Source organism: Tissierella pigra, assembly GCF_009695605.1.
GTDB classification, from domain to species: Bacteria; Bacillota; Clostridia; order Tissierellales; family Tissierellaceae; genus Tissierella; species Tissierella pigra.
In genome coordinates this window covers 55,634-70,628 of record NZ_VUNQ01000018.1, presented here as the reverse complement: position 1 = coordinate 70,628, position 14,995 = coordinate 55,634, and the positions used below count along the sequence as shown (strand labels likewise).

The following is a 14,995-nucleotide window of genomic DNA, read 5'->3' as shown; positions in this document are numbered from 1 at the left end:
ATTATAAAGTTCTACAATGGTATTTTTATATTCATCTGTATATCTTTTTGACATTCTAGACACTTCCTTCCTTTTCTATATTTTATAGTATTCGGAAAATCGTGTCTACAATATTATACTAACACCATGGTGCTTTTGAAGTCGCTTTCAAAAGAGACGACGACTCAGCAAGATACAACTGTTTCCGTCCCGGCATTTTCAAATTCATTGGAAAAGAAATATCGCTATCTGGTGTTAGTGGTAAACACTACGGATCGTGCAAAGACAATGGAACTTGTGATTGCAGCGGAAAAAGAACCAGAATTTGATGTTAAATGGTTTGAAGGTTACTGGTCTACGGACCCAGAATATAACTCGTATCCGGATGTAGGCATCAAGATATTGGACGGGAAAAATTGTGCATTTTTTATCGGTCTCGCGAATAGAAAAATGGAACTTGACGAGGAAGATTACTACACAAGCAGCTATATATTTGATTCGGCAGCACGAACATTAATCATTGAAAACTTTTACGGACGGCCGGGTGGTGTTATGCTAATGGCACGCGACAAGTCTGAAGGCGATTATGGAGCGGATTATATAAAAGCAAGAAACGGTGAAGGATACCAATATATAGCATTTGAAGATGTAATTCGCATGAAATAAGTAAAGGTAAGGTAATTATTCGCTGCTGCCTCAGTAGCCGGTACTGCCGCCGCTTTTCCTGCTTACTGTTCTGTATCTGTTTGGCGTGGGCTGGCGCAAAAAGCGGGATTACGAACAACAATGAAAGGAGTGTCCATATGGCAAAGAATAAAAAGAGCAAAAACATCCCCCTGCCTATTCTCATCTTGATTTGCGCCGCGCTGGTGTTTGCCATGTACAGTAGCCTCAGTACGCTGGTGCTGGCAATTTGGGGCGATACCGTCATGGGTACGGTAGACAGCTACGAATCTAGACTGGATGACACGAATGCGGAGCCAAATCGCTCACGAACCGTTTCCAAGGGATATTGGTTTATAGCAAATGGCAAGGAATACCGGGGTTATGTGATCTATAGCAGCGACGAGGCATGGCCGAGCTTAGATGAGGGCGAAACACGCTCCGAGCGCATACGATACCTTGACCTTTTCCCCTACGTCAACAAGCCCGCCATGCTGAGCGAATTTGATGAGATGGGTGAATTCGCGATTATTTATCATATCCTGGCCCCTATCGGTCATCTACTTTTGCTGCTACTTGTCATACGAACAGCCAGAGCTGGGAAAAAGAAAAAAAAAGAGGCGAGGAAACCAGATACGCCTCAAATAATCCAAATAAGGAGTGATATAAATATGTTTTGTCATAACTGCGGAAACAAGCTGCCAGAGGGCGCTGCTTTCTGTGGGGGCTGCGGTGCGAAAATCCAGGCCAGTGCCCCTAAGGTCTGCACTGCCTGTGGCATGGAACTGCCAGACGGTGTTGAATTTTGCATCGGCTGTGGTAAAGCTGTGAGCCGGACAGGGCCGGAAGCGGAGATACCGACCCAAGGGACACCTTCCCCACCCATACAGGGAGGCACGGGGCTGGTGGGTTTCTCCGACAGGTGTCATTCGCCGGAGATACTGGCCGCCGCGGAGAAAAACAAAAAATTCTCCATAGGCTGTATGTGGATATTGGTTTTCGTACCCCTCATGGGCTTTCCCGTCGCAGGTCTGCTGATGGACGACTTCCCCTTTGGAGAAGCTCTTGTTATCGGCGTTGGCATTGCTCTTATCATGCTGGTCGTTAATTTACTGGCGCTGCAAAGGACCAAGAAGCCTATGTGGGAAGGCGTGGTGGTCAATAAGTACAGCAAGGAGAAAAGTGAGCATAGGGGCGGCGAGGACGACAACTGGCGAACCTATACGGAATACACCACGGTCATAAACACCGACGCAGGCAAGAAAAAGACCATCGTGGAAAAGGACAGCGGACGGCATATGTACGATTATCTATCAGTTGGTGACAGGGTGCGTTTTCATCCAAAGTTCGGTACGTATGAAAAATATGATAAGTCGAAAGACCGTATCATCTACTGCAACTTATGCTCCATGATGAATCCCATACAGAATGATCGCTGCAAGCGGTGTAATAATCTGCTGTTCAAATAAAAAAGGAGGGAGATTTTTAATGAAAAAATTCAATACATTGCTAGAGGCGGTGGAATTCGCCGTAACACGCTGTAATAGCTGGAGTTTTGCCACTTCCAATGATAACTACGACGTAAAAGGCTTGCTGGTGCTTGCCGAGACAAGCGACAGTGAAAATCCTATGGACGAGGACAGCTTTTATGTGGTATCCCCCGCCGGAGCCATCGGTTTATGCGAGGATGGCGAGGATATATACTGGCTGTTTCTGACAGGCTCCAGTACAGATGAGGATTTACCCACCACACTTCAGACTGCTTCGCAAATTAAATTTTGCTCTAAATGTGGAAAGGAAATAATTCTAGGCGCTGGCTTTTGTGGAGCCTGCGGCGCAAAACTTAATTAGAAACATGGAAGAACCCTTATATACCAGAATAAGGAAATGAATAGATTCTTGTATATGGGTATGTCAACCCTTTTTATGACATATTTTTACTCAATAATAAAATATTCTTCTCAAACCCTTGCTACTTGATATTTATGTTAGGTAAAAAACAAACCTAACATAAATATCAAGTGTTAATTTTCTTTCTTTAATTAAATAGAAATACTAACTTCTCTAAGCAATGCATGAATTATTTTTAATAAAGGTTTCTGAAACCCTTGATACTAAAGCATTTATGCACCCTGTCACTATTATGACACGTTCCCCAGTAGGCATAACAACAACTGATGCTTTAAATTTATTCAAAGTAAAAAATGATGAAATTGAATGAATAGCACCTAACTGTGCATTTCTTAATCCTTTGTTTTTATTATCTGCTTTAGGATATTTTAATTTATTATAATTTCTAGAAAAATAGCTACTCAAATTAATCCCCCTCTCATAACTTCAAATTTTTAGACATATATAATACTTGGAATCTAAAATTAATCAAAAATATGAATTATAATCCTCCAAATCTAATTTATTTCCATTTCATAAACATTTATTAAAATCTCAATCAAAGTAATAGTATAGTTATATTCTTGATCTTATTTACATCATTGTACTTAAAGTATAGATTTACCATCACTCCACTCCTAAAGCCTTAAAGACAGCATCCTCTGGACTTTGATAGAAGGAAATCTGAAACTTAGCAAATAACTCTGGTGGTATAGTTCCTATATCTACTGCCGAAGCCATAGGGAGTAGGATTTTCTTTGCTCCTGCATCAAAACAGACCTGTAGAGTATCTGCTAATTCCTGTACCTTTGTAATGGTTCCACCTATACTCATGGTTCCTAAGATTACCATCTGAGATTGTATCGGTTTTTTCAATGCACCTGAGCACATTCCAATAAAAGCTGCTAGAGATAACTCTGAAGTAACCCCTATTCCCTGCAGGTCTTGTACATGCATTAAATAATCAAAATCATGGGTAGAAATAGTTCCACTTATATTTTTCTTATTAGCCCTAAAATAATTGTATGCTATATTGATACTTTCCTTAGTCTCACGGTTTGAGCCAAGACCCGTTCTTTCAAACTTTCCTGAACCGGGTACAACTTCTGTTTCTATTTTAAATGTTCCAATCATCCCTGTTTGTCCATGGCCTACTACATAAATATGTCCTGGTTTACCTGTTCCTTCAGGTATTAATTTTCCCCCACCTTGTTCAGGTACAGACACAAATTCTTCATTAAAGTTTTCTTTGTCAATATAAGAGAAATGAACGTCATAAAATTCCATTCCTCCAATTTTCTTTAATTGTTCCTTGACTCGTCTTCTACCAACTAGGGCATATTGTAATATTTCTTCTATATTTTCCTTTGTATACTCTCCATTTGGATAAATTAATTTCACCATTCCCGATACAGTTCTTCGGACTGCTATTACATCTCTTTGGTTAAGATTATTTCCAAGATTAAAGTACTTGTCCATAGCATCAGAAAAGTTTCTCTTTCTCATTTCCCTAAAAAATTCAGCTAAATAATCTGTAATAAATCCATATTCGTTGGTAAAAAATTCAGGCCTATACTTTGGTATTTCCCATCCTGGTAAATAAAAATGCACCCTATCAAAAAATGCGGAATCATAGGCCATGGCATCTGGAAATGGATCAAATAAATGAGAAGTCTTAAGTAATACATCTACACTCTGATTAATATTTCCCACAAATACCATAGATGCTGAAGCAGCCTTTTGTTCCCTTCCTCTAGCAAAGGAACCTGAGGCCATATAATCCTTCATTATTTGTATACCATCTTTATCCTTAAATGTAATACCTGCAACTTCATCAAAAGCTACACAATCCCAAAGTCCTACTAAACCAATTTGCCTACTGGCCATATTATAAAATAGATTGGCTACAGTTGTTTGCCCTCCAGATACTAATATAGAATTTGGAGATATCTCCTTATAAATATGACTTTTACCTGTCCCTCTTGGGCCTAATTCACATAAATTATAATTGTTTTCTACTAAAGGAATCATTCTTGTTAGTAGATGCCATTTAACCTTATATTCTAATTGTGTAGGTTCCATACCTACAGATCTAAGAAGCACATCAATCCATTCATCCTTTGTGAACTGATTTCTCCCAGTAAATATTTCCTCCAAATCTAAATTAGGCATTTGTATAGGTGTAAGGTTTCCTATGTTAAATGGACTTACATCTCTTATTTCTTCATCATAGAAATAATTCATCTTCAAGATACACCAAATTCCCCCACCTAAAAGTTTCTCATAATCTTTAACATAATGAGAGGAAATCAGTACTCCTTTTAATCCTAAATTAGAAAACTCTGCCTCATAAATGTCTTTCTTTTCATTTAATTTAACAGTAATATTATCTATTACAGTATATTGTCCCAACTCTTTAATTTTAGACTTTATCTTCTCCGCTTCATCTGGCCTAACAAAGTTATCAGATAGGATTTTCTTGACTCTTTCAACCCCATCATTAATACTATCCTCATCATCTGTAGCACAGTACATGCCTAATAAATATTCTAAAACATATATTGGGACATTGGCACCCTCTTTTATCTTCTTAGTTAAGTCTTTTCTAACTACTCTACCAGCAAAATAGGTATTTAATTTTTCATTTAGACTTATCTCATTATCCATTCTTTCCATAGTTTCACCTACTTATCTTTTTTAAAATCCAAAGTCATTAGTAATAGCTAAATCAATTATGAATGGTACTCTATCATAGATTTTTTCTACAGTTTCATTCTCATCTTCCATAATCAAATAATATTTTTTCGATTTATCATATGTCTGATCTTTTAAGGTGAACTTTTCTCTAAAGGTACGATCTTCAGGCTTAGATGATCTACTGTCTGCAATGATAATATTTTCATTTGATATTCTATTGCCTTCTTCATCTACGAAATAAAGTTTAAGAGTTATAGGTATCTTCTTATCTTCTACCTTTGAACTTTGGAAAAATTCTAAATAGGTTATTCTATTTGTAATCTTTCTAGAAATATTGGTAAGTTTGACTTCTACTTTAGAGGATTTAAACTCTTCTTTTCTAATGTTTTTATACTTTATAACAGGTATCATTATTTCCTGTAAGGCTACTCCACCATGAACATAGTTATCTCCTGCTCCCTGCATTTTAAATCTTGTGACACCTTTAGGTATAAGGGCATTTAAGTTTGTACCTTCTCCAAGTAAATATTTCATAGATAGGGATAATATACCTTGTTCTTCAGGCTTTTCTTCGGTCAATATATACCTTCTTCCTTGGTCTATTGTTTTCACACCTAGCCTAGTCATCTTATCGAATTCCTGAAGAGGTGACCTTCTATAAATAAAACCATGATCTGCTGTAATATAAATATTAGTAGCACTTACATTATTTACAAGGTTTTTAATTAAATTATTTAAATCATCAATAGTCTTTTCTACTGCTTCAAATACATCTCGTTCTGTACTAGCCTTATCACCTATGGCATCTATTACATCATGATAGATATAGATTAAATTTTTTCCTCCAAAGACCTCTTTATATTCTGGTCGTTTCATGTCCTTAACATCATTATATTGAATAGCCACTGATTTATTTATATGATTAGATAGTATTTTCCCTCTATTTATGGTACCAGAAGAATTTATACCATCTACTAGAATATCCCCTTTATCACTTATCTCTATCTTTTTATGTGGCAATAAGGATGCCATTCCTAATTTAGTATAAGATGGTATAACCCCTTGCATAAAGAATATTTCTGATTTTCCTTGTCTATCTCTATTTATGATATCACTAAATTCCTTTGCGGCTTCATATCTTAGAGCATCTGATATAATAACAAAGACCCTCTCATCCTTTCGCATATGAGGTGCTATATAGGTTTCATAGAATTCTTCTTGTTTTGTAAGCCCACTAATTCTGATATCATTTTTTAATTCATCTTCAACCAACCCTGACCATTTAATGGACACCTCCTCCAAATACCAATTAGTATAAGTATTTTCAACTACTTCCATAAGTTTATAAAACTTTTCTTTATCATCAATTCTGTCGAAAGATATATAGAATTTTCTATAGAAAGTATCAAATAAATAATATGACTTAGTATAGTTATCTACCATTTCATAAGCAGTGGCCCCTTTGATATTTTTCTCTAATTCTTTTTCTAATCTTAAAATCTCCATTGCGTAATAAATGGTATCATATTCATTACTCAATCGACTGAACCAATGGGTAGTTCTCCTTTTATTGATAATCTTTCTATACTTTTCATATTCTCCTACATTTTCAACTAGATTAGTAATAAGTCTAGTTATAATTTCATCATCAAAATCTTTAAATGTGTCACATTCTAAATATTCTTCAATATCCCATTTTGAAATATAGTCTCGAATATTCAACTTCTGTCCTATATGATTTGATATTTTGTTGTAAGATTTACTATCAATAGAGTGGCTCATAAAATGGTCAATAAATACTATGGAATCAGCTACTTTGGATGAAATAAATTTTTCCCAGGTATTAGGGACTTTTGTTTCAAGTTTATAACTTAAACTTGTTACTAAAAGCATTATCATCAACTGATCTAGGCTATTTTCTTCAAAATGATAACCATATTGTTTTTCTAATAAATTCCAAAGAGCTGTTATATCTCCAAACTTTACTATTTCCTCCATTATCTTATTTTCTTCTATTTTATCTATTAATAAAGTCTTTACCACTAATTCAAAATCAGCTATAACCAATTTACAAAGAGTGGACAAAACTGCAATATCTATCTTTTCTTCAGTATAATCTTCTATATTATAAGAGACAAATCTACTGTACCTTTCTTTATTGCCAAAGAATTTTATATACTTTTTAAATATATTTCTTAAAGATTCATCTTTAACACCTAAATCTCTCATAATAACAGTTGCCTTATCTGTAGAAAATTCTTCACTATACTTCTCTATGTCCAAAAGCCAATTTTCCTTAGGAATTGGTTTAGGATTAGGAGAATAAATTAAATAGTTTGATTCTATATCCTTTTTTTCTAGTAAATACTTTATATATAATTTGTTGTTGTCAGTAAGGTGAAGAATTTTTGCATTCTCTAATTCTAAACTCTTGATGTCTTCTACGAATTCCCCTTCTCCATCATACCAAAAAACAATGTTTCTTACCTTTCCATTTGAAGGTTCCTGATTTAAGTTTTCTTCTAGTATTTTTTTTATTTCTGATAGATTCATCTTTTCACCTTCTCTTCTATATCTTAGAAAGTAAATCTGCCTTTAGAGGCTTTCTACCTTCCCCTTGAGGTACTTCTACCCCTTGGAATAAATCATAGTTATGCTTTACTCCATCATCTAAATCTATTTTTATTCTTTGATGGGCAATATGTGCTATTATTTGGTCATAGATTAAACATTCTTCTACCTGTTTATTTATTTTATCTTTTTTCTTCTTTGCAGTAGCCTTGTCTCTTGCAGGTAGTTCTGAATCAATTATAAAATCTAGTCTATCTATTTCAAACTCATACATTTTCTGTAATCTATGAAGATAATCAGTCCTAACTCTAGCTACAGTAGATATATCATATCTATGCATATATATAAGAGCCTTAAATCCATCTTGTTTACCACTGTCAAATAGCCAATAAATAGGTCGCTTCTGGTAGGTTCTCACATGGTCTTTATAGAAATCCTTTAGGAAATATCTTCTAATTGTTTGTCTAGAAGTTTCCGTAGTCTTTTGTCCTAATGTTTCTGCAATAAAGCTTAAGTTTTCCTCTAGTGTTTCTTTTCCAAATGTTATATCTACAAAGTCTACAAATCTATTGACAATATCATCTTCAAAATAATCATCATCTGCTATAACTAGAATATTATCTTTTGTGGGAATAAAAGTTTTATATCTATCTATATCAAATTCTCCACCTGCATAAACTAGCCCTTCTTCATCTAGGGAGTATCGTCCAAACATGCAACCTACTGCATAGGAAATAAAGGATTTAATATCTCTTTCTCTATTTGCTTTACTTATGGTTATATCTTTATCCTCTACTTCTGGAGTAAGCTCATCCTGAAGTCCGTAGATATCAATAAAAATTCGGTTTAGTTCTTCTTCGTTGTATTTTAGTTGGGCAAATTGTTCATTAGTGAAATCTGTCCATCTATCAAAAGCCGTTTCAATTTTATTGGCATCAAAGTCATTTTTAAATGCTGAATAGTTTAGTAATGGGTGATATTGGAAATCCCATGAAGTTTCGAAGGAATCCCAATCAGTTTTTGAGATACTCAAATTATATTTAACAAAATCTTCTATTCTTTCATAATACTTTTTTCTTTGTATGAAAGGTATAAGTCCAATAACACCACAACTAATATTTAAAGTTGGGTTAATTATATCTAATAATTCTTGGGCTACCTTAGAATTTAATAATGCTAATGCATAATACTTTTTAGTATCATCTTTAAAATAAATACAATTAGATGCAGTATCTAGAATAAATCCATGCGAAAAAAACCTTACTGAAAAATTGCTTGAATTTATTAATGTCCACGATATATGAGGTTTGAAAAAATATTGTGGACTTCTAACTGCTGACTTCGGATTGTTTCTAATTTCAAATCCTCTATTCTCCCAATTCACTATATTATTTTTATTCCCATACCATTTTCTGTATTCTCCACCTTTGTCAAGTACATTCCATTTTACTTTCCTTTTGGTAAACTCATCTTCAGATACTGCATTAAAACATATATTATTATGATTTACTTCGTACCAATTACGAATATATTGATTACCATCTCCAGTCGACATTCCGAATTTTGGAATAAATTCATAAGCTATATTATCATTCGATAAAAATGTATTTTTTATATTCTCTGACACCCAGTATGCTATAGGCACTCCTGGTATCTTTTCAAAATTATCTTGATATGTTTCATAATAATATTTACTTTCACGATTTTCTATTATTTCTAATGCTTCCATTTCCTTTCCTTCTGCATTATTAAAGTCTACCAATCTTATATAATTTCCTTTATAAGAGTTAATTCTTACATTTTTAAATACAAAAGTTGTGGACTGGACCACTTCTCCACCTATTTCTGCAAATGTTCTTGGACCTAAATGCAACATATTATATATAGTTTGATTATTAATTAACTTTACTCTTAACCTTTCAAAACTAGATAGAAACATCCATGAATGTTGATTTATCATAGCTAAATATCCACTTGGCTTTAATGTTTTTAACTCCATAAATACTGCAAATAAATCAGATTTACTATCAGAATAATTCTCATCTACATATTTAGTTAAATCCGAGTTCATACCCTTTCTGCCCATATAAGGTGGATTAGTACAAACTACATCATATTTATCACTCATTATCCTTCCCTGCTTAATGAGATTAGGTAACTTCTCTAATATATCAGACTCAAACATATCTACTGTTTCTTTATTTCTAATTTCCTCCATAATATTTTCAAGAGCATTAAAATCAATCTTTTTTACATCTAATATAGATCCATATTCCTTTGCATCATGGAAAACTTCAACTAAATATTCTATATCTTGCTTTAATTTTTTATCTACACTAGCAAAAAGCTCTATTGTTTCCTTTTGAATACCATTACTTTCTTGTATGGAACAAATATTTAATTCTATCTTTCTTCTAAATATCCTTTTATTTTTACTCCTTGCCTTCATCATTAGGGCAAAAGATGCTAATTGTCCTGCTCTGTCGTCTATATCTAGTCCATATAGATTTTTTTCTAGAATTAACCTAGGTATATCTCTTTCAGAGTAATTGGCTTTTAAGTAAATATCATAAAGTACATCAAAGCCATAAACTAAGATATGGCCAGATCCCATACTAGGATCTAGTACCTTGATATCTTCTGGGCTTAGGTTAGGGTCTTTTAGTTCATCTAGTTTTTTTTGTACTTCTCGATCCTGTTCAGCATCTTCTAAGTAATACTTCCATTTTGATTGTAATTCTTCATCTGGATGAGATTCTAACCATAGTCTACCTAATGAGTTTTCTACCATATATTTTACAATCCATTTTGGCGTAAAAAGTTGTGTAGCAGCAGGTATATTTTCCTTAGTAATTTTTTGGTTTTTCTTTAGTCCTGAAAATACTTCATCCTTCTTTTCTGAGATATAATATTGATACATCCAGCCTATAATCTCCACTTGATCTTTATAGTCATCTTCTTTGATCGAATCTACTAAGTCTCTGATTACAGATCCATCTTCTAGTAAATGGTCTGGAAGCAGTAGTTCTGTATAGTCTGATATTTCTTCAAAAACCATTGGCATAATACTACCTAATTGATTACATTGTTTTACTAATAAATATCTATATAAATCATCTGTATCATTGGAGTCTATGAGTCTATACACTATTTCTTTGTATTCATCGTAATCTTTATCTTTTAAATCAAAATCTATATTTGAAGCTTCTTTTATTATATCTGGCTCAATTTTACCTTTTTCTACAGATGAAAGCACCCTAACTCCTGTAGGAAGATATTCATTTACCTCCATAAATCTAAGGGCTATAAAACGGTTAAACCATGTATAGGCTACTTCTTCTACTATTTGCTCAAATCCTTTATCTTTTATATTAACGATTAATTTTTCTCTTTGTTTTATCTCATATCCTTTATAAATTCTACTATTCTCAAGCCCTTTGACTTTAAATCCACCTTCAAATGTCTCTATATCTTTTATTTCTTTTTTTGTAATCCCAATCTCGTAGGCTTTTTGAGTTATATCTTCAATAAGTTTATTCCTTGCTCTCACTGCAAAGTTTTTTATTGCCGATTTATCCACTTTGTATTCCCCCTATATTTTAGATGAGTTTTAATTTTGTCCCGTCATTTAATTGCTCTTGTAATGCCTTTCTTATCTGCTCTAGAACTTCATCAATATCCTCTATAGTCTCTATTACCTTGGCACCATGAAGAATATTAGTTATACTAATATTCTTTACTGTCTTTGCTTTATATTCTTCTGTTGTTCCATCATCATGAAATACTTCAGGTGCTTGTTCTTTTGATTTAGGCTTTCTTTTTTCCTTTTCTTTTTCTATTTCATCAAAACAACGAATTTTTATTCTATCTGATTCTTCTTTCATGGCTATTGCTTCATAGAAATTGTTTGCAGTATCTAAACGCTCTAGCAAATCATCAAATTTTGCTTTAAATTTATGCCCTAATTCTTCATTGAAATTATAAAGTTCAATCTCATCTAATACTATTTTTCTATCACTTTCTATTACAAGGCGAATTGGCTTACATTCTACTTCTAATAATTCAATAAAATGGTTTATAAATTCATCTACTAAATTTGGTAATCTGTGGATTTGGGAGTAAGGTTCTTTAGATTTTATTATTCCCTCAATCTGCCCTATCACTTCTCTAGTTTCGGCATCTACAACATAGGTTCTATTTTTTTCATATATGTTTAGTTGGTGTACTGCTTTATCAAATTCTTCTTTTTGATTTTTAAAGAATTTCTTTACATCAAATACTTTTTCTTCATAGTCTAATAGATTGTCCTTTAGTTCATATACTCTTTCATAAAACTCTTTTACGTCTTTTATCCTAATTATTTCCTCAAATAGTTTTTCTCCATTTTCTAGTACATCTTTTCCAGGATAATATTTATTATTTTTATATTGCTCAACTAAAAATTGAATACCATAATCATTTGTGTCTACATTTCTCATTTTTAGTTCATTTGTACATAAATCTTTAAATCTTTTCATTAATCCATCTTCATCACTAGGTAGTGCTGTGATTCCAAATAATTCTTTGGCTAAATCTCTAGCATTATTAATATATATAGGAGGGGTTTTTATTCTCTTTTTAATAACTAATCTATCTTGATATTCTCTTTTCGTTAAATAATCTATTATATTTTTATCTGCCCAATTTAGGTATTCGCTACCTAATTCAAGCCTTACCTCTTGTTCTTTAAATAATCTTAGTACTATTCCCTTGATATCCATGTCTTTCCAACCATAGGGTGCTTTTTCATATAGGTTCACAATAGATTTTAGTGTCATAGGAATATTTCTTTCGGTATTTCTTTCTATATAGTTGTCTACTTCATCTACCGCCAATTTATTAGGAGTATCATCGGTAAGTTTTACCTGAATATTATCTTCTAATAAAATATCATTTAAATCTTTGTTACTTTCTATAAAAGTAGTTATATAGTTTAACTTACTATACATACTCTCTATAAGAAGTTTAAAGCCTTCATTGATTCGTTCTGCCGGATTTTTTGACCTTATTTCAAGTTTTTGTGAGTTTGCATAAAGCTCAGCTGACCTTAGTGCTTCAATTAATAAATTCGTTACTCTCTCTTTTCTTTCTGTAACTTCTCTGGATTTTCTTATTCTTATTTCCTCTATTTCTAAAGTAGAAGTAGATCCTCCCTTTCTTAATAGATAGGTTTGTATCTTTAATATATCTTCCATTTCTTCTAAAAATGTGGTATCCATAGGAAGTTTTACAATTAAATTATTTTCTCTAGCAGACATCATCTTTAACTCTTGTTCTGTTAATTCAACTCCTGTATCATAGTAAGGAGTAATTATTTTCAGACCCATTTCAAATTTTTGAGATGATAGTAATCTATCATCTATAATCTTATTAAAGTCAAAATGATATCTGACGTTATATCTATACTTTTTTTCATTGTAGATACCATCAAAAATTTCTTCACCAATTTTTAAAATTGTATCGCCCATATCAATTACAATATGCTGTATCTCTTTATTTACATCCTGTTCTTCATGAGTAAGGAATATATATTCATTACCATTCTTTTGAATTAAGGTTTCTTTTAGTAATCTCTTTAAGGATTCTTCAATTTTCTTTTTAAGTTCTATCTTATCCTCATCAATATTATTAACCATTAATGTGGCTATATTTTCTATATTTGAAGGAATCTCCTTTACATATTTAATTAAAAATAGCAGTTTTAATACTTCTATGTCTTCTTTAATTAAACGCTCATTATCTTCTGCTTTTAGGATAACACTTCGAATATTAGAATCTAGGAATGCTTCTACAGTTTCATAAAATGCTGAAAAAGGTACAAGAACTCCTATATCTTCTTTCATATATTTAACTGCTGACTCTTGAAAAGCACTAAGTAAAGATCTCTCCCCTTCAGATAAATGTTTTCCACTTGCTCCATGAAGTCTGATACCAGTAAATACTGATTGTAATAGATTGAACTGATATGGGACAAATGGATATACTTCTGCAAAATCCTCTTCATTTTTATAGGTTTTCATCTCTGCAGTATCCGTAGAAAATGTAATTAGGTTTTTTAGTATAGATTCTTTGTCCTGATATTTTAGTCTTAAGGTATCTTTTGCTACATCAGTCTTTCTAAGTATTCTTTTCTTTATAACTTCGTCTACATTAGCAGATGATAAATTAAGTCTAGTATTAAATCTTCCTTGGATTTTTGAAAAGTCATTGCCTTTTATTTTGGTTATAGAATCTATGTCTTGTTGAGAAGTCACAATAACCCATGCCTTTCCTCCACAATAAGTGCCTAAATCTTCAACAACGGTTTGTAGATTTAACATTAATCCAACATCATCACCAATATATTGTCCGATTTCATCTACTAAAAATACTACATGATGGTTATTCCCTTTTGACTCTATGTATTCATTCACTCTCTGAGCAAATTTTTCTATACTTAGGGAATAATTTTCTTCTGCTTTATTGAACCAATTTCTTGCTGATTCTTCACTCATTTTTGTGGTAGTTGATAATGCACCTATAATATTATCTTCCTCAAAGTAGAAGTCTTCCCTAGCATCAATCCATTTACTTCCTGATAGTTCTTCGAACTTATTTTGGAAAGCTTCGTAAGTCCCATCCTTTACCATTTGTCTTTCTAGATCTGCTAGCCAAGGTAAAGATGCACAAAATCCTTGCATTTCATTAAATACCTTCATAAAAACTTGTACAATCGCATCTTTATTTGATTTGGAAGTAGAGTCTGCCTTAGAATCTATATTGAATAGAATAACATCTGTTTGTTCTCCCATATCACCAACCTTTTTCATATCTGCTAATGCTATTGAATCATCTATCTTATCATCAAAATAAGATGTTGCTCTTTTTCCATCTATCTCTTTGTTTTCCAATAGATAAGATGCTATCTTAAGCAAGTGACTCTTACCCGAACCAAAAAAACCTGAAATCCATATACCCATTTTATCAGTGTAGTCATTTAGTCCCTTTTTGTAAGCCTCAAAAAATGTATCTAAATGCTTGCTTAGTTCCCTGGTAACTACATACTCTTCTAGTTCTTGTTTTATATTAGTATCATCTTCTTGTCCAATTTTAATTACTCCCTTGATATCTCTATCAATTTCCTTGTAAAACATTTTTCTAATTTCCATATTTAAGC

The 14,995-nt window shown here is 32.7% G+C and carries 8 protein-coding genes; 3 read left to right on the top strand and 5 right to left on the bottom strand.

Annotated elements, in window-relative coordinates; translation table 11 throughout:
- Positions 1-135: 135 nt before the first annotated feature.
- The 3 genes from FYJ83_RS09795 to FYJ83_RS09785 all read left to right on the top strand — a co-directional run bounded on the left by FYJ83_RS09795 (position 136) and on the right by FYJ83_RS09785 (position 2,493).
- A complete protein-coding gene (locus FYJ83_RS09795) occupies positions 136-645 on the top strand; it encodes a hypothetical protein (RefSeq protein WP_154440140.1) in 510 nt (169 codons plus the stop codon).
- A 137-nt stretch (positions 646-782) separates the two neighbouring features.
- Positions 783-2,111: a zinc ribbon domain-containing protein gene (locus FYJ83_RS09790; RefSeq protein ID WP_154440139.1), complete on the top strand. Its 1,329-nt coding sequence runs from the start codon at positions 783-785 to the stop codon at positions 2,109-2,111.
- Positions 2,112-2,130: 19 nt separating this feature from the next.
- Positions 2,131-2,493, top strand: a complete 363-nt coding sequence (locus tag FYJ83_RS09785; RefSeq protein WP_077369865.1) for a zinc ribbon domain-containing protein — start codon at positions 2,131-2,133, stop codon at positions 2,491-2,493.
- 213 nt (positions 2,494-2,706) lie between these two features.
- Here FYJ83_RS09785 and FYJ83_RS09780 read toward each other — a convergent pair whose 3' ends face one another.
- From FYJ83_RS09780 to brxC, 5 genes are all read right to left on the bottom strand, one after another.
- Complete coding sequence (locus FYJ83_RS09780) at positions 2,707-2,958, bottom strand: hypothetical protein (protein WP_154440138.1); 252 nt, start codon at positions 2,956-2,958, stop codon at positions 2,707-2,709.
- Between the two features lie 201 nt (positions 2,959-3,159).
- On the bottom strand, positions 3,160-5,208 hold the full coding sequence (gene brxL / locus FYJ83_RS09775; protein WP_229768556.1) for a protease Lon-related BREX system protein BrxL: 2,049 nt from the start codon (positions 5,206-5,208) through the stop codon (positions 3,160-3,162).
- Between the two features lie 21 nt (positions 5,209-5,229).
- Positions 5,230-7,782 carry a BREX-1 system phosphatase PglZ type A gene (gene pglZ / locus FYJ83_RS09770; RefSeq protein WP_154440137.1) on the bottom strand — a complete coding sequence of 851 codons (2,553 nt, stop codon included), beginning with the start codon at positions 7,780-7,782 and terminating at the stop codon, positions 5,230-5,232.
- Positions 7,783-7,798: 16 nt separating this feature from the next.
- The gene (gene pglX, locus FYJ83_RS09765; protein ID WP_326828334.1) at positions 7,799-11,380 is read right to left on the bottom strand and encodes a BREX-1 system adenine-specific DNA-methyltransferase PglX; all 3,582 of its coding nucleotides are present in this window, start codon (positions 11,378-11,380) and stop codon (positions 7,799-7,801) included.
- Between the two features lie 19 nt (positions 11,381-11,399).
- The gene (gene brxC / locus FYJ83_RS09760) at positions 11,400-14,987 is read right to left on the bottom strand and encodes a BREX system P-loop protein BrxC (RefSeq protein WP_154440136.1); all 3,588 of its coding nucleotides are present in this window, start codon (positions 14,985-14,987) and stop codon (positions 11,400-11,402) included.
- Between the last annotated feature and the right edge of the window lie 8 nt (positions 14,988-14,995).